Genomic DNA, 17,089 nt, shown 5'->3' on the forward strand with positions numbered 1-17,089 from the left:
GTTCGGTGCCGGGTTCCCCGTTCGGCTCATGGGCCCGCTCATTTCTCGGCCGGCCGCGGGCGGAGGCCCTGCATGCCGCCGTCGACGGCGAGCGCCGTGCCGGTGACCGACGCGGCGGCGGGGCTCGCCAGGTACGCGATGGCGGCGGCGACTTCGCCGGCCGTGACGAGACGCCCGGTGGGCTGGCGCGCCTCGAGGGCCGCCCGCTCCTGGGCCGGGTCGTCCGCGGCGTCGAGGAGTCGGCCGACCCAGGGGGTGTCGACGGTTCCGGGGTTCACACAGTTGACCCGGATGCCCTCGTGGACGTGGTCGGCGGCCATGGCGAGGGTGAGGGAGAGGACCGCGCCCTTGCTGGCGCTGTACAGGGCCCTTTGCGGCAGTCCGGCGGTGGCCGCGATCGAGCACGTGTTGACGACGGCGGCGGCTCGGGACGCGCGTAGGTACGGCAGGGCCGCGCGCGTGGTCCGGACGATGCCGAGCACATTGACGTCCAGGACCCGGTGCCACTGCGCGTCGTCGTTGTCCTCGACGGTGCCCAGGGCGCCGATGCCGGCGTTGTTGACCAGGATGTCGATGCCGCCGAGGTCTTCGGCCGCCTCGGCCACCGCCGACCGTACGGCGGTGTCGTCGGTGACGTCGGCGTGATGACCGACGAGGGGTGCGGGCAGGCCGTCGGGGGCGCGGTCGAGTACGGCGACGGTGGCGCCGCGCGCGGCCAGCAGTGCGGCGGTGGCCAGGCCGATGCCGGAGGCGCCGCCGGTGACGACGGCGCGCAGGCCGGTGAACTCGCTCATGCGGGGCTCCCTTCGCGGGTGGGGCGGGTGGGGCCGGCGGCCGCCAGGTCGGTGCTCCAGAAGGTGCCGTCGGGGTAGGCGTACTCCTCGATGGAGCGCGGGTGCATCTCGCTGGAGAAGCCGGGGGTGAGCGGGGCCCTGTAGTGGCCGGCCCGGATCTCCGCGGGGGTGCGGAAGTGTTCGTGGAGGTGGTCGACGTACTCGATCACCCTGTTCTCGGTGGTGCCGGACAGGGCGACGTAGTCGAACATCGACAGGTGCTGGACCAGTTCGCACAGGCCGACGCCGCCGGCGTGCGGGCAGACCGCTACGTCGTGGTGCGCGGCGAGCAGCAGGATCGCCAGGTTCTCGTTGACGCCGCCGACGCGCGCGGCGTCGATCTGCAGGATGTCGATCGCGCCGGCCTGCAGCAGCTGCTTGAAGACGATCCGGTTCTGTACGTGTTCGCCGGTGGCGACCTTGACCGGTGCGACGGCCCCGCGTACGGCCGCGTGGCCGAGGATGTCGTCGGGGCTGGTGGGCTCCTCGATCCAGTAGGGGTCGTAGGCGGCGAGCGCCTTGGTCCACTCGACGGCTTCGTCGACGTTCCACCGCTGGTTGGCGTCGATGGCGATGCGGATGTCCGGGCCGACGGCGGCGCGGGCGGCGCGCAGGCGGCGGAGGTCGTCCGCGAGGTCGGCGCCGACCTTGAGCTTGATCTGGGTGAAGCCCTCGGCGACGGCGGCCCGGGCGAGACGGCTCAGCTTCTCGTCGGAGTAGCCGAGCCAGCCGGGTGAGGTGGTGTAGGCGGGGTATCCGTGGGCGCGGAGAGCGGCGGCGCGCTCGGGGGCGCCGGTTCCGCCGCGGCGGAGCAGGGCGAGGGCGTCCTCGGGGGTGAGGGCGTCGGCGATGTAGCGGAAGTCGATCTGGGAGACGAGCCAGGCGGGTTCGGCGTCCGCGAGGAACTGCCACAGCGGCTTGCCCGCGCGCTTGGCGGCGAGGTCCCAGACGGCGTTGAGGACGGCGCCGATGGCCATGTGCATCACGCCCTTCTCCGGTCCGAGCCAGCGCAGTTGGCTGTCCCCGACCAGGTCACGGCTGAGGGAGCCGGGGTCGGCGCAGAGCTCGGCGACCGGGCGCCCGACGACGTGCGGGCGCAGCGCGTCGAGGGCGGCGACCTGGACTTCGTTGCCGCGGCCGATGGTGAAGGTGAAGCCGTGTCCTTCCTGGCCGTCGGCCGCGTCGGTGCGCAGGACGACGTAGGCGGCGGAGTAGTCGGGGTCGGGGTTCATGGCGTCGGAGCCGTCGCGTTCCCGCGAGGTGGGGAAGCGGATGTCGTAGGTGTCGACCGCGGTGACGCGGGCGGCGGATGCAGTCATGTGGGGCCTCTCAGGCGCCTCTTGGACCGGCGGGGGGGCACGCGGGAAGTCAGGCTTGGCGGAAGGTCTGGCGCTGGTCGCCGAGTCCGTCGATGGACAGCTCGACGGTGTCGCCGGGGCGGAGGTACGGGGTGCCGGGCAGGCCGAGGGCGACCCCGGCCGGTGTGCCCGTGTTGATGACGTCGCCGGGCTCCAGGACCATGTAGTTGCTCAGGTACGCGACGAGGTGGCCCACCTGGAAGATCATGTCGCGGGTGGTGCCGTGCTGTCTCCGGACTCCGTTGACGGTCAGGCGCAGCCCGAGGTCCTGCGGGTCGTCCACCTCGTCGGAGGTCACCAGCCACGGGCCGAGCGGGTTGAAGGTCTCGCAGGACTTCCCGAGGTCCCACTGGGATGAGTGGTCGAGCTGGAACCCCCGCTCGGAGACGTCGTTGCTGATGGCGTATCCGGCGATGTGCCGCAGGCCCTCTCCGCCGCGCTCTCCAGGTAGCGGGCCCGGCTGCCGATGACGACCGCGAGCTCCACCTCCCAGTCCGTCCGCGCCGAGCCGCGCGGGATCAGCACCTCGTCGTACGGGCCGACGACCGTTCCGGGATCCTTCATGAAGACGACCGGACGGGGCGGGACGGGGGCGCCCGTCTCCTGCGCGTGGTCCCGGTAGTTGAGGCCGATACAGACCACCTTCCCCGGCCTGGCGACGGGGGCGCCCACGCGCAGGCCCCTCGGGTCCAGTTCGGCGAGCCTCCGTTCGCCGACGGCCGCACGGGCGCGGTCAAGTCCGCCCGAGGCGAGGAACGCCCCGTCGATCTCGCCGGCGACGGGCGTGAGGTCCCACACCCGGCCGTCGTCGGTGCGTACGGCCGGCCGTTCGGCGCCGGGGGCGCCCAGGCGCATGAGCTTCACTGGCAGGTCTCCTCGCAGACGGGGGGAGGGGGGTGGGGCCGCTGCCGCCCGAGGGACGGTCGAGCGGCGGGTCGCGGCCCCACCCCTGCGCGGGACCCGTGGTCACGGCCGCGACGGCGCGGAGCGACGGCTGCCGGACGGTCCGGATCCCGGGCCGGGGCTCAAGCGGAACACCCTCGGCCTCCTAGATTTATCAGACCACTTGACGTCAACGACACCCCCAGGGAGGAAGATTTCACCTGTCGAGCACGAAGTGGTCGGACCACTTGTCTGGCTAGACTGCCCGAATCGGACAAGGGAGGGAATCGGTGGAGGAGCGCACCCCGCAGCGGGGAACCGTGACCCAGCGGGCGATCGAGCAGATCAAGGCGATGATCACCGAGGGCGAGCTGAACCCCGGGGACCGGTTGCCCACGGAACGGGACCTCGCCGCGCAGTTGGGACTGTCCCGCAGCTCGATGCGGGAGGCGGTCCGCGCGCTGACCGTCATGGGCGTCCTGGAGGCACGGCACGGCTCCGGGATCTACGTGCGGGGGCTTGGGGCCGAGGACCTGCTGGAGACCTTCGGCGTCGTCGCCGACCTCTCGCGCGGCGAGCAGCTCGTCGAACTCCTGGAGATCCGGCGCGTCCTGGAGTCCACGGCCACCGCGCTGGCGGCCGCCCGGATCGACGAGGAGCAACTGGCCGCGGTGACCGCGCATCTGAGGGCGATGGAGCAGGCCGAGGACCCCGAGGAGATCCTCGCCCACGACCTGGCCTTCCACCGCGCTGTCAACGCGGCCTCGGGCAACGGGACCATGGCCGCCATCCTCGAAGGTCTGTCGACCCGGACGTTCCGGGCCCGCGCCCGGCGGGGCTACGCGGAGGAGGGCGCATTCGAGCGCACCCGCCGTGAACACGCGGCGATCCACCGCGCCCTCGTCGCACGCGACCCCGAGGCGGCGCGCGCGGCCGCGGCGGCCCATGTCGGCGAGGTCGAGGAGTGGCTGCGGTCCCACGTCGAGCGGTGAGCCCCGAGATCGTGAGAACGGACCAGTAGCAGCACGGACGATCCTTATCCGGCCCGCACCCCGCGCGGCGATGCGCCCAGTTCGCGTCGGCACGCCTTGTTGAAGGCCTGCAGATCGTCGATCCCGACGGCCGCCGCCACCGCGGGGATCGACAGGGTCGATTCGCGCAGCAGGTGCCGTGCCCGCTCCATGCGTCGCTGCCGGATGTACGCCACGACGGTGGTGCCGGTCTCGGCGCGGAAGAGCCGCAGCAGGTGGTTGTGCGAGACGCCCGCGGCCCGCGCCACCTCGGGGACGAGGAGCCGCTCCGCGAGATGCGACTCGATGTGGGCGACGGCGGCGGCGAGCGAGGCGTGCGGGCTCTTCTCGCGTCCTTCCGGCCGGGCGAGTTCGGCCAGCTCCCACAGCACGGACCAGACCTCGGCGTCGGCGCGGCGCGGACTGCGCGGAGCCACCGCGATGGCGCGCAGGAGCTGTTCCGAGAGACCGGGGGTCGCCGCGCCGGCGTCCTGGACGACGGGCAGGTCGACGGTCGGTCCCGTGCCGGGCAGACGCAGATGCGCGTACAGGTGCTCGGAGCGCCCGCGGTAGCGGTAGCGCACCTCTGCTCCGGGGGGCACGAGGCTCACATGACCGGGTCTCACGACGTGGAGGACGCCGTCGACGACGAGTTCCGCGGTGTACCGGTAGAGGTGCAGCTGCCAGAGGTCCGGGAGCCGGAACACGTCCACCGGACTTGTCGTGCCGTGGACCCCGACACCGAGACTCAGCACCCGCGGCGGCTCGTCCAGCGGTACGGCGGCCGTCCGTCCGGGCCGGATCCAGAATCTCTCGCGCACGGCGAAAATCTACCGGTGGAAGCGGAGCAGGGCCCGAGCGACGGGACGCTCGGGCCGCCTACGCGTCCGGCGGGGTCAGTTGCCTGCGGCCCCGTACTCCTCCGCAAGGGAGTCGGCTGCCTTCGCGCCGCCCTTCGCCTTGAACTCCCTGACCACGGCGTCCCACTCGGAGAGGCTGCGCTTCCCGGTGACGACGGCGTTGATCGCGTCCTCGCGCTGCTTGACCAGGCCGCGCTCGCTGTTGGCCCAGGCGTTGGAGCGCAGTCCGTAGTGGGCGCTCGGCACGCCGAGCGGGATCATCTCCTGCTGGTAGGCGTGGTAGCGCCGGGTCGCCTCGGGCTGGCCCGCGAAGTAGAGCGGCACCGGCGGGCCCGCGATGAAGGTGAGCGGGAGGTTGGCCGGGCCGTCGCCGCCGTCGGCCGCCAGCTTGGTGATCGCGGGGCCTCCGTCCGTGCCCCGGGTGAAGTGGGTGCCCTCGACCCCGTGGTTGACGAGTTCGTACTCCTTGGTGCCGAACGGAGCGGCCAGGTAGTTCATCACCCGCAGCAGCAGCTCGATGCGCTCCTTGGGCGCCTTCTTGAGGACGGTGTAGCCGTAGATACCCGGGCCGAGCCAGTGCTTCGGGGACGCCCCGTTGGCCGGCTTGAAGGGTCGGGCCATGTCGACGGTGAAGCCGTCCTTGACGGCGAGCACGGCGCCCTTGTAGCCGCCGTAGGCGTTGGACTGCGCGTAGGTGGTGCCGTTGGAGAACTCGAGGCTGTAGGCGCCACCGTCCACGCTCAGCGCGTCCCGGCGGAAGACGCCTGCCTTCTGCCACGCCACCATCTGTTCGAGGCCCGCCTTGAACTCGTCGGTCTCGATGTAGTTGACGAAGGCACCGTCCTTGACCGACCAGATGTTGGGCGAGCCGTGATTGGCGATGTACGAGTTGAAGCCGAAGGCACCGATCTGGGAGGCGCCGAGGCCGTACTTGCCCTTGACGCTGAGCTGCTTCAGGCCCTTCGTGAAGGAGTCGACATCGAGGCCGCCGACCTCGGGAACCCAGATTCCGGCCTCCTTGAACTTGTCCTGGTTGACGATCAGCCCGTGTCCGACGAGGGGGCGCTCGACCGGGACTCCGTAGAGCCTGCCGCCGAACCGACCGGTGGCCTTCCAGGCGTACGGCGGGATGTTGGCCAGGTTCGGGTACTCCTTGACGGCGTCGCCCGAGAGGTGCTCGGTGAGGTCGGCGCACTTGGTGAGGACGAACTGGGCCTCGTTGGGAGCCGCGACGACCTGGAGGATGTCCGGCATCTCGCCGCTGGCCATCAGGGTGGCGAGCTTGGTCTCGTACTCGACCGCGGGGACGACCGTGAGCTCGAGTTCGACGCCGAGCGCCGACTCGACCGCCTGCCAGAACGTGTTCTTCTCCCGGGACAGGGGCGTGGCGCCCCAGGAGAGGAACCATGCCGTGATCTTCTTCCCGTCGCCGGCCTTCTCCTGCACCGACTGCGTGAGCTCGGACGGGTAGCTGAGGTAGGCGGCCTGGACACCCTGCTCGGTACCGGGCAGGTCGGGCTTCGGTCCTGCGAACGGTACGTGCGTCGGGAACGGCGCCAGGTCCTTGCCGCTGTTGCCGGCGTCGGTCCCGGACGTACCGGCCGTGGAACAGGCCGACAGGGATGCGCCGGTGGCGGCCAGGGCGGTGCCGATACCGATGGTCTGCAGAACTCTTCTGCGCGATACACCGGTGCTCGTGCGAGTGCTCGTGCTCGTGCTCATGAGAACGTCCCTTGCTGAGGACCCCGGAGACGGGGAGAGAGGTGTGAGGTGGTGCGGAGCCGCGGGGGGTCAGCTCTTGATGGCGCCGGTGAGGACGCCCTTCGCGAAGTACCGCTGGATGAAGGGGTAGACGCAGAGGATCGGTACGGTGGCCACGATCACGTTGGCCATCTTGAGCGTCTGGGGCGCCTGGACGAGCGTCTCGTCCACCGCCTGGGAGTCCGACAGCCCGTATCCCTGGGTGACGTAGCCGCGCATCACCGTCTGCAGGGGCCACATCGAACTGTCGTCGAGGTAGATCACGCCCCGGAAGAAGTCGTTCCAGTACCCGACGGCGTAGAAGAGCCCGACGACGGCGATGACGGCCTTGGAGAGGGGCAGCACGACCTGGAAGAGCGTCCGGATCTCCCCTGCTCCGTCGAGCCGGGCGGCTTCGTACAGCTCCGCCGGGATGCCCTGGAAGAAGCCGCGCACGACCACGAGGTTGAAGGCGTTGATCAGGACAGGGAGGAAGAGCGCCCAGTAGGTGTTGCGCAGCCCGAGCGTGTGGACGACGAGGAAGCTCGGGATGATGCCGGGCGGGAAGAGGAAGGTGAAGAGGATGAGCAGCATGACCGGCTTGCCCCCGACGACGCCTGGCCGGGCGAGCGCGTAGGCGAGGAAGACGGTGCAGGCCAGGCTGAGTGCCGTGCCGACGAGCGCGACGCCCGCCGAGACGAGCATGGCGTGAGTGGTGTTCTCGTTGGCGAACACCTTCGCGTACGCCTTCAGGGTCCATTCGTCCGGCCAGAACGCCCAGCCGCCGTTCTCGACGATCTGGCGGTCCGGCGACAGGCTGGTGGCCAGCACGGTCCAGAAGGGGACCACGACCATGGCCACGGTCAGCAGGAGGGCGACCCCCTTGGCCATGCGGGTGACGAGCCGGGGCTTCTCCATCCAGGCCGGCCGCCCGTCGCCCCTGCCTGAGGTCCGGCCGGGCCGGACGGACGTGCGGTCGTCGAGGTCCATGCTCACCGGTACACCCCCTGCTCGCCCATGCGGTGGGCGATCTTGTTCGCGGCGAAGACGAGGACGGCGGCGATCACGCCCTTGAAGAGGGCCGCCGCAGCGGCGACGCCCCACATGCCGTCGGTGACCGCGTGGTAGTAGACGAAGGTGTCGATGACCTCGGCCGTCTCGGGGCCGAAGACGTCGCGCTGCAGCAGGATCTGCTCGAAGCCGACGTTCAGGATCTCGCCGAGCCGAAGGATCAGCAGCAGCACGACGATCGGGCGGATGGCCGGAAGCGTGACGTGCCAGAAGCGGCGCCAGGGTCCGGCCCCGTCGATTGCCGCCGCTTCGTAGAGCGCCTCGTCCACATTGTGCAGCGCGGCGAGGAAGATGATGGTGCCCCAGCCGCAGTCCTTCCAGATCAACTCGACGACCATGAGCGGCTGGAAGGCCGTCGGGTTGCCGAAGACGTCGATCAGATGGTCGCCGTCGTCCTCGCCGAGCAGGCCGTTGAGGAGTCCGTCGCCTCCGACGACCTGGGTGAACAGCGCGACCACGATGACCCACGAGATGAAGTGGGGCAGGTAGACGATGCTCTGGACGAACCTGCGCACCCCGCCGCGGCTGACGCTGTGCAGGAGCATGGCGAGGCCCAGCGGCAGCGGGAAGAAGAAGACGATCTGGAGGAACGACAGGGACAGGGTGTTGAAGGCGGCGGCCCAGAAGGCCCCGTCGCCGAAGAGCGCCTCGAAGTTCGCGAGGCCCACCCAGGGGCTGCCGTCGATGCCGAGGAACGGCACGTAGTCCTTGAAGGCGATGACGTTGCCGAACATCGCCCCGTAGTGGAAGACCAGGAAGTACAGCACGCCCGGAACCATGAGCGCGACGAGGGCGCGGTCCTTGCGCAGCCGGTGCCGCAGGCCCCGGGGCCGTGGCCCCGCCGCTTTCGGAGGACCGGCGGCGCGAGGCTGTCGGCGCGCCTCCCGGTCCTTGAGTGTCACGGACATGCAGCTCCCCTCTCCATGCCGCCGGCTCCGGGTCGCCGTGCGTCGCCCGCAGCGCACACCTCTCCCTGCGGGCGGTATGGGCGGGGGTACGGACGCGGTCGAGCGGCGCGCGGCGTTCGGCGCGCTCGGGTTCGGCTCCGGTGGGACGTGGGTGTCCGCCCGTCCCGTGCGGCTTGTGACGACAGCGCCCGGGGCTTCAGGCGTAGCCCGGTGCGATGAGTCGAATACTGGCCACCGAGGCGATCGTAGTCAAGGGGGATCGATCCATCGATCACAATGATCGATCTTGACGATCGATTAATCGATCCCTAGGGTCGCGCCATGACCGCCATGCTGCCGCACAGCCATCCGGCGCACGAGCGGACGGCGACGCCCCGCCGTCCTCGGCTCCTTCTCGCCATGGCCCCCGACCTGACTCCCTCGTTGCTCGACGAACAGAACCTGAGCCGGCTCGCGCGGCTCACCGAGGTCGACACCGGTCTGGTCACCGACGACTTCAGCCGCGCCGATGCCCTCAGCGCGCTGCGCGACACCGAGATCCTCCTCACCTCCTGGGGCTGCCCCGAGCTGGAGAGCTGGGTCCTCGCCGCCGCCCCGCGGCTCAAGGCCGTGGTCCACGCCGCCGGTTCGGTCCGCGGACACATCACCGACGCCTGCTGGGACCGCGGCATCGTGGTGTCCTCCGCCGCCGCGGCCAACGCCGTTCCGGTGGCCGAGTTCACGGTGGCCGCCGTCCTCTTCTCCAACAAGCGCGTCCTGGAGGTCCGGGACGAGTACCGCCGGGTCCGTGGCGAGCAGGACTGGCGTGCCCGCTATCCCGACGTGGGCAACTTCGGGCGCACGGTCGGGATCGTGGGGGCCTCGCGGATCGGGTGCCGTGTCGCCGAACTGCTCGCCCCGTACGCCTTCGACCTCCTCGTCCACGACCCGTACCTGACCGCGGAGGAGGCGGAGCGGCTCGGGCTGCGCCGGGTACCTCTCGACGAGCTCTGCGCCGTCTCGGACGTCGTCACTCTGCACGCGCCCGAGACTCCCGAGACCCGGCACATGATCGACCGGCGCCGGCTGGCTCTGATGCGGGACGGCACCACGTTCGTCAACACCTCGCGCGGTTCACTCGTCGACCAGGAGGCCCTCACCGAGGAGCTGGCCGCCGGCCGCATCAGGGCCGTGCTCGACACCACCGAGCCCGAGCACCTGCCCGCCGACTCCCCTCTCTACGACCTCTCCAACGTCCTGCTCACCCCGCACTTCGCGGGCTCGTTCGGGACGGAACTGCGCAGGATGGCGGAGTCGGCCCTGGCGGAGGTGGAGCGGTACGCGGCCGGGCTCCCGTTCGCCCATCCCGTACGGCGCGAGGACCTGGAGCGTTCCGCGTGACCATGCAGCCCTGGTTCGCCGAGGCCAAGCTCGGCATCTTCGTCCACTGGGGGATCTACGCCGTGGACGGCGTCCCCGAATCCTGGTCCTTCTTCGGCGGGGACATGTCCCGCGACGCGTACATGAAGCAGCTCCAGGGCTTCACCGCCTCCCACTACCGTCCCGAGGACTGGGCGCGCCTCTTCGTGCGGGCGGGGGCGAGGTACGCGGTACTCACCACCAAGCACCATGACGGCGTCGCCCTCTGGGACACGGCGCGGACGGAGCTGTCCGTCGCCGCCCGCAGTCCCGCCGCGCGCGACCTGGTCGGCCCGTTCACCGAGGCGCTGCGCCATCACGGCCTACGGGTCGGGCTCTACTTCTCCCACTCCGACTGGAGCCACCCGGACTACCCGACCGTCCGGCCGTCCGTCCTCCAGCGCCCGTGGGTGGACAACCGCTTCGCGATGCCCGCGCCCGGTCAGGAGGAGCCCGAGCGCTGGGAGCGCTTCCTCGAACAGGTGCACAGGGGTCAGATCCGGGAACTGCTCTCGCGCTACCGGCCCGATCTGCTGTGGTTCGACGGCGCCTGGGAACGCGACGAGCGCCAGTGGCGGATGAAGGAGCTGCGCGAGGAGATCCTCCGGCTCCGGCCGCGTACCGTGCTCAACGGCCGGATGCTCGGCCACGGCGACTACGCGACCCCGGAACTCGGCGTGCCGATCGTCCCGCCGGAGGGCCCCTGGGAGCTGTGCTACACGATCGGTGACGCCTGGGGCCACCAGCCCGGGGACACGGCGCACAAGTCGGTGCCCGAACTCGTCCGGGTGTTCGCCGAGACCGTCGGCCACGGCGGCAATCTGCTCCTCAACACCGGCCCCCGGGAGGACGGCACGATCCCGCCCGATCACGCCGAACGCCTTGAGGGCCTGGGGCAGTGGATCCGCCGCAACAGCGAGGCCGTCCACACGACGGACCGCGGTCTGCCCTACGGACACCACTACGGCCCGTCGACGCTCGCCCGCGACCGCCGCACCCTCTTCCTGGTCTGCTTCGACCCGCCGCGCGGCTTCGTCGAGGTGCGGGGCCTGCGGAACAGGGTCCGGCGGATCGCCGTGCTCGGTACGGGGGAAGAGCTGGGCCACCGCGTCGTCGGCGGCTTCCCCTCCCACCGCGTTCCCGGAGTCGTGCGCATCGACGCCCCGACCCTCTGCGACCCGCAGGCCACGGTCCTCGCCCTCGAACTCGACGGCGAGATCGAGCTCTACCGCGGGCAGGGCGCGGGCTGACCGCCCGAGCCGGCCGAGTCGGTCAGCGGGCCGGTCCGGGGGTGTCGTGGTCAGCCGAGGGTGACCGTGACGCGCTGGGTCGCGCCCGCCTTCGCCGAGGTGTCCACCCGGAGCCTCAGCGAGGAGCCGGTGGCGAGGACGGTCACGGAGGGGTCCTGGGAGACCACGCCGGTCACCGCACGGTTCCAGGTGATGTCGAGGCTGCCGACCGTCTGCGTCGGGTTGGCGACGCAGACGGTGGCCGTCGTGCCGCTCTCCCTGACCATGACCGAGGCGGCCCCGGTGGCCGTGAGGGTCCCGACGGTGCCGCTGCCGTAGAAGTTGACGCCTGTGAAGCCCAGCGAGGGGACGCGGATGCCTTGGTGGTTGCCGGTGTTGGCGAGCACGCTCAGCCAGGTGGTGTCGGCAGAGCGGGCCGCGGTGGCCGTGCTGTCGGCGCCCGGCATCAGGATGTAGGCGTAGCCGGCGCCCGTCGGGTCGGTGCCGTGGTCGAACCAGAGCGTCAGATAGCGGCGGGTGAAGGGTGTCGTCGAGCCGGAGAGCCCGTTGATGTCGCTCCAGGCTCCGGTGCGTTCCTGCCGGAGCGCCTTGACGGTGGCGCCGCCGGGGAAGACGTAGCCGCCCATGCCGGCGAGGGAGGCCCAGCGGGCGCCCGTCAGCGTGGCCGACCAGCCCTGGGTGGCCGGCATGGCGGTTCCGTCGACCGTGAGAGTGTGCGTGCCTGTCGCGCCGAGGTTGCGGTTCTCGACGATCGACTCGACGCCCGTGCCGTCGGCGCAGCCGATGCCGGCGCCGAGGCAGACGACCGCGTCGTCGAGGAAGAACCAGGACTTGCGGCCGGCCAGGGTGGACTGGAGGCCGCGGATGTCCATGCCGAGTGCGGCGTACGTTCCGTCGCTCGCGCCGCCCGCCCAGGTCGAGGACGGCCGCGGTGCGCCGAAGTCCCCGCCGGCGCCGTCGGCGAGCGGCTTCTTCGAGACGGTGGTGCCGGGGAGCCGGTAGGGGTCGACGGTGGGCCAGAAGGTGTCGCTGAACTGGCCGAGGGTGGAGTCCTTCCACCAGGAGAGCATGCCGGAGCCGGTGTGCCAGCCTCGTTTGTTCTCCAGGTTCCCGAAGGCGTAGAAGGCGACGCGGGCGGACGACATCGACAGGCAGGCGGCCCAGTTCGGGCGGCGGTGGGTGGCCCGGTCCATCGAGCCGAAGACGCGGTGGCCGACGGGTTCGGCGACGGCGGTCGGCGCGGTGTCGTCGCGCGCCGCCTTCAGCCGGGAGAGCGATGCGATCTCCAGGGACGGGTTCGCCTCCAGGGTCAGGTAGTAGTCGCGCTGGAGCCAGCCCTTGACCATGCCGCGCCAGCGGGTCCGCTCGGTGGCGCTCGCGCCCATGGCGAGCATCAGGACGGCCGCCATGACGCCCTGCGCGCGGCTGTGGTCCCCGCCCGTGAAGCCGTTCGTGGCGGTGGCGGAGAGGCCGCGGCTGACGGCCCGTCCGCTGACCGCGTCCATGAGAAGGCCGTTGTAGACGAACGGGGCGAAGGCACGCTCGACGGCGTCGAGCATGAGCTGCTTGTTCGGGTCGGTGATGTCCCAGGAGGAACCGCCGAGCAGGGCGAAGAGCCAGGCGAGGCCGCTGAGGAGGACGGCGCCGTACGAACCGGTGTAGGGGGTGTGGCTGTGCTGGATGAACGATCCATCACGGTAGAAGCCGTCGCCGGAGGTGACGTACGGGAAGACCGGGGAGAGCCCGTCGCGGGCGCGGGCGATCTTCGCGGAGTTCTTTCCGAGGACTCCGCGCACGGCGACGACCTTGCAGAAGTCGACGCGGTTGGCGCTCTCGCCGTGTGGGGCGCCCACGTCGAGCTGGCTGTCGGGCACGAAGTGGTCGACGGCCGCGCAGAAGGCGCTGATCTGCGCGGCGGAGAGGCTGTCGTACATCAGGACGCAGGTGTCGAGGAGCGCGCTCGGGGCGCCGATCTGGGCGTTCCACCACCAGTTGGTGCTGGGCAGGGTGAACGAGGCGTGGTAGACGCCGTCGTGGACGTGCTGCAGCCCGGCGACGACGTCGGCGGCGAGTGAGACGTCGCCGGTCAGTCCTGTGCCTGGCTGCGCGTGGGCGAGCGCCATGGTCCTGAGCCGGTTGTAGGTGCCGGTGACCGGGTCGCCCGCGAAGGAGGCGTAGGGCAGGTCGGGCCAGAGCGAGGCGCTCGACGGAGCCATCGCGGCACGGTACGAGGCGGCCTTGGCGCCCAGCTCGCTCAGCCGCCCGGCGAAGAGCGGGTCGCTCGCGCTGAAGCCCGTACCGAGCAGGAGTTCGCGCCACCGCAGGCGGAGCGTGTCGTAGGCGTCGGCCGCGAGGGCCGGGGTCGCCCCGATGAGGCCGATCGCGAGACCGGTGCCCATCGCGGCGGACAGAAAGGTACGGCGGGACCATGACGGCGTTGTCATGCGGGGGCCTCCGGCGGTGTGCGGTGCGGCGGTCGGGAGGTTGCGGCGCGTTCTCGGTGCGTACTCGGTGCGTACTCGGTGCGTACTCGGTGGGTTGAAATGGTGACGACCGCTCCGATCGGAGTCAACAGAGAGGATCGCATTTTCGATCCTTCGATCAGAGCGATCGATATACACTCGCCGCCTCATCGTTTGCGCGACGTTCGGAGCAGCCATGTCCATAGCACTCCCGTCCCGTCTCGGACGAGCCGCGGTTGTCGTCGCGGCGCTCGCAGGGACGCTCGCCGTGCCGGTTCCCGCGCCGGCCCACGCCGAGACCGCCCCCGCCGAGGCCGCCGCGAACCTGGTCGTCAACGGCGACTTCGAGCAGGTCGCGGCCGACGGCACGATCGTCGGCTGGCCGCAGAACGAGACGCGGGCGAGTGGCCGTGCGCGGATCCTCGACGGCGCGGGCCCCGACGGCAGCCGGGCGCTCGCCCTCGACCTCGGGAACGCGGACGACAAGGCGGCGATCGGCCAGGACGTCCCGATCCCCGACACCGGCGCGTTCCGCGCCTACCGCATCACCTTCGACGAGCGCGCGATCGATCTGCGCGGCTACGGCGGTGACTTGTGGGCCCGTGGTTTCGGCCACGACGCCCTCGTCGGCCGTATCTCGGGCGACACGCGCTGGCGCAGAGCGAGCGCCGTCGTCCTGGCCCGCCCGGGCGCCCCGACCCTGAATCTGCTGCTCGCCCTGGAGCGGAGCACCGGCCGTCTGCTCGTCGACAACGTCCGCGTGGAGCACCTGGCCGGCGATGTCGTGGGCGCCAACGTCCAGCCGACCGGAGCCGTCCAGCTCACCTGGAACTTCGGCACGCTCGCGCAGCCCCCGGCCTCGTACGAGGTCCACCGCTCCCCCGACCCGCGCTTCACGCCGGGGCCGAAGTCCCTGATCCGCGCGGTGCCGGCCGCCTGGACGGCCGAGGACGCCTCGGGCCGTCCCGGCCGGCGGTACACGTACAAGGTCGTCGCCCTGGCCGCCGACGGCACACGGCTCGCGACAACCGGCGCCGAGACCGTGACCCTGCCCTCCCGCTTCCTCGACGAGCAGCGGACGGACGTGCTGACCGCGACCGCGACGGGACCCGCGGCAGCGGCCGCACCCGCGACCGGCAGGGGTGCCCGCCTGGCCTGGCGGTTGAAGGCGGGCAGCGGAACTCCGGTGACCCTGTACGCGGGCGGACCGGAGGTGGCCGAGGGCAGGCTCACCGGGGCGCGCAAGCTCCGCACGTGGGGCGCGGACGGCGCGACGACCGGAGCGCTCACCCTGTCGGCCGAGGACCTCGGAGGCGCGACCGGGTTCGCTCTCACCGGACGCCACGGCGAGGTCCTCGCCACCGCGAGCCTCGGCAGCCTCGCGCACCCGAGGATGGGCGTCACCGATGAGCGGCTCACCGCGATCCGCGCCGCGATCCAGCGGAGCGGCACGCCCAGGTCCACGTACGACAGCCTGGTGAGCCGAGTCGCCAAGGGGCTCGCCGGCTACACCTACCGTCCGGGCGAGGCTCAGGCCGCGCTGGCTCATGACGCCGCCCTCCTGTACCAGGTCACGCAGGACCCGGCGTACGCGGCGATCGCCCATCAGGCGGTCGTCGAGTCCGGGCGGACCATGCCGTTCGTCAACGGCACCGCCCACTCCGGGGCCGCCGCTCTGGAGACCGCCAACGCCGCAACTCCCCTGGCCACCGCCTACGACTGGGCGTACCAGGCGTGGACGGACGAGCAGCGGGCCGAGGCCCAGCAGGTGCTCCAGCGGGTCGCCGCCTACCTGGAGGTCGCGTACCACCCGAACGTCGCCCTGCCGACCAAGCAGAGCAACTGGACGGCCGTGGTGCGGGGCGCCGAACTGACGCTCCGTCTCGCGGTGCGCGGTGACGGGCCGTTCGACCTGCAGGAGGAGCGGATCCCCCAACTGGTAGACGAACTCGGCCGGCACCTGGACACGGCGTACGCGGACAGCGGCTGGGACCAGGAGGGGCTCGACTACTTCGGCTACGGGCTCGGGGTCGGGGCGCCGGGAGTCACCGGCTCCCTCGACGCGGGCATCGGCGCGCTGAAGGCGAAGTGGGAGCGCCCGGCGTTCGCCAACCTCCTGCTGCACGGGGTGTCCGCGCAGCAGGACAGGGCGCGGCTCCAGTGGGGTGTCGCCACGAGCACCGGCGCCGTACCGATCCCCGGCCTGATCTTCACCCAGGTGCCGGCCGATCAACGCGGCGCCTGGCTCTGGCAGTACGAGCGGACCGTCGGTGCCGGGGGCGGTACGTACGGGCTGCTCCACTACCCGTACGGGGTGGCTCCGCAGGACCCCGACGAGGGCCCGGAGAGCGTCCGCGCCGCGCTGCTCGACGACCATGTCGGCTCGTACCTCTTCCGGGGCCGGTACCAGGACAAGGACGACGTCCTGGTCGGGGTGCAGAACCGCAACGAACAGCACATCGGCTGGGGCGGTTCGGACACCTTCGCGCTGTCGCTGGTCGGCCAGGACGTGACGTGGGCGCAGCAGCCCGCGAAGAACACCGCGAAGCCGGAGCTGTTCTCGAAGCCGCTCGTCGACGGGAAGCCGGAGCCCCTCGCGGGGCTGGGGCGGACGCTGGAGTCACGAGCGTACGCGGGCCAGGGCGGCGGCTTCGTCTCGTTGGACGGCAGCGGGAACTACGGACTTGGCACGGCCCGGCGGGACATCGCCGTGGACCTGCGTCCGGCCGGCGGGGCCGACTCCGTCGTCGCGGTCCACGACACGTTCGCCGACACCGCCGCGCACACGTACGCCTGGCAGCTCTCCCCGGAGGCGGGTACGTCGATCACGTTCGGCGAGGTCGAGTCCGGGGCGACGACGTTCCTGTTCAGAAAGGGCGACGGCTGGCTCAAGGGGTGGATCCTCGACATCGAGGGCGCGGAACTTTCCGTGGACAAGGGCGCGTTCAGAGTGACGCGGAGCGGCACGGAGGTGGAGTTCCGTATCGTTCTCGCGGTCGGCAGCGGAACCACGGTGCCCACGGCCGTCGCGGAGGGCGGCAGGCTGGTGCTCGGCGACGCGGAGTTCGACCTGGACGACCTGAGGGACCACCTCCTGGCCGCGTCGAGTTCGCGGGCGGGTACGGCCACACAGGTCCGGTAGGAGGGCGGGGCGGGTGCGGCCACGCGGGTCCGGTAGGAGGGCGGGGCGAGTGCGGCCACGCGGGTCCGGTAGGAGGGCAGGGCGCGTGCGGCCACGCGGGTCCGGTGGCGCGGGGCGCATCACGCTCTGTCGGAAGGGCTCATGGGGCACTACGATCCCCGACACGCAGCAAGCG

The 17,089-nt window shown here is 71.5% G+C and carries 11 protein-coding genes and 1 pseudogene; 4 read left to right on the forward strand and 8 right to left on the reverse strand.

From position 1 onward, the window contains the following. Positions 1–38 precede the first annotated feature (38 nt). The 3 genes and pseudogenes from ACF09C_RS00370 to ACF09C_RS00380 all read right to left on the reverse strand — a co-directional run bounded on the left by ACF09C_RS00370 (position 39) and on the right by ACF09C_RS00380 (position 3,055). Positions 39–794 carry an SDR family NAD(P)-dependent oxidoreductase gene (locus tag ACF09C_RS00370; protein ID WP_392086971.1) on the reverse strand — a complete coding sequence of 252 codons (756 nt, stop codon included), beginning with the start codon at positions 792–794 and terminating at the stop codon, positions 39–41. Then, complete coding sequence (locus tag ACF09C_RS00375; RefSeq protein WP_392086974.1) at positions 791–2,152, reverse strand: enolase C-terminal domain-like protein; 1,362 nt, start codon at positions 2,150–2,152, stop codon at positions 791–793. Before ACF09C_RS00375 ends, ACF09C_RS00370 begins: the two co-directional genes overlap by 4 nt. Positions 2,153–2,201: 49 nt before the next feature. Continuing rightward, positions 2,202–3,055, reverse strand: a pseudogene (locus ACF09C_RS00380) (fumarylacetoacetate hydrolase family protein). 308 nt (positions 3,056–3,363) lie between these two features. Between ACF09C_RS00380 and ACF09C_RS00385 the strand changes: the two are divergent. Next, positions 3,364–4,065, forward strand: a complete 702-nt coding sequence (locus ACF09C_RS00385; RefSeq protein ID WP_392086976.1) for a FadR/GntR family transcriptional regulator — start codon at positions 3,364–3,366, stop codon at positions 4,063–4,065. Between the two features lie 44 nt (positions 4,066–4,109). Here ACF09C_RS00385 and ACF09C_RS00390 read toward each other — a convergent pair whose 3' ends face one another. The 4 genes from ACF09C_RS00390 to ACF09C_RS00405 all read right to left on the reverse strand — a co-directional run bounded on the left by ACF09C_RS00390 (position 4,110) and on the right by ACF09C_RS00405 (position 8,662). After that, on the reverse strand, positions 4,110–4,904 hold the full coding sequence (locus ACF09C_RS00390) for a helix-turn-helix domain-containing protein (protein ID WP_392086979.1): 795 nt from the start codon (positions 4,902–4,904) through the stop codon (positions 4,110–4,112). Positions 4,905–4,979: 75 nt separating this feature from the next. After that, on the reverse strand, positions 4,980–6,665 hold the full coding sequence (locus ACF09C_RS00395) for an extracellular solute-binding protein (protein ID WP_392086982.1): 1,686 nt from the start codon (positions 6,663–6,665) through the stop codon (positions 4,980–4,982). Between the two features lie 69 nt (positions 6,666–6,734). Next, positions 6,735–7,673, reverse strand: coding sequence for a carbohydrate ABC transporter permease (locus ACF09C_RS00400; protein WP_392088601.1), 939 nt, complete (start codon positions 7,671–7,673; stop codon positions 6,735–6,737). Between the two features lie 2 nt (positions 7,674–7,675). Beyond that, positions 7,676–8,662, reverse strand: coding sequence for an ABC transporter permease (locus tag ACF09C_RS00405; protein WP_392086984.1), 987 nt, complete (start codon positions 8,660–8,662; stop codon positions 7,676–7,678). 330 nt (positions 8,663–8,992) lie between these two features. Here ACF09C_RS00405 and ACF09C_RS00410 point away from each other — a divergent pair, with 330 nt between their 5' ends. Both ACF09C_RS00410 and ACF09C_RS00415 read left to right on the forward strand, forming a co-directional pair. Continuing rightward, the gene (locus ACF09C_RS00410) at positions 8,993–10,042 is read left to right on the forward strand and encodes a hydroxyacid dehydrogenase (protein WP_392088604.1); all 1,050 of its coding nucleotides are present in this window, start codon (positions 8,993–8,995) and stop codon (positions 10,040–10,042) included. After that, a complete protein-coding gene (locus tag ACF09C_RS00415) occupies positions 10,039–11,310 on the forward strand; it encodes an alpha-L-fucosidase (RefSeq protein WP_392086986.1) in 1,272 nt (423 codons plus the stop codon). Before ACF09C_RS00410 ends, ACF09C_RS00415 begins: the two co-directional genes overlap by 4 nt. A 50-nt stretch (positions 11,311–11,360) precedes the next feature. Here the strand turns inward: ACF09C_RS00415 and ACF09C_RS00420 are convergent, their stop codons facing one another. Then, complete coding sequence (locus ACF09C_RS00420; protein WP_392086989.1) at positions 11,361–13,754, reverse strand: polysaccharide lyase 8 family protein; 2,394 nt, start codon at positions 13,752–13,754, stop codon at positions 11,361–11,363. A 214-nt stretch (positions 13,755–13,968) separates the two neighbouring features. Between ACF09C_RS00420 and ACF09C_RS00425 the strand changes: the two genes are divergently transcribed. Continuing rightward, positions 13,969–16,914, forward strand: coding sequence for a hypothetical protein (locus ACF09C_RS00425; RefSeq protein WP_392086990.1), 2,946 nt, complete (start codon positions 13,969–13,971; stop codon positions 16,912–16,914). Positions 16,915–17,089 lie beyond the last annotated feature (175 nt).

The organism is Streptomyces sp. NPDC014870, from assembly GCF_043081505.1.
Classification (GTDB): domain Bacteria; phylum Actinomycetota; class Actinomycetes; order Streptomycetales; family Streptomycetaceae; genus Streptomyces.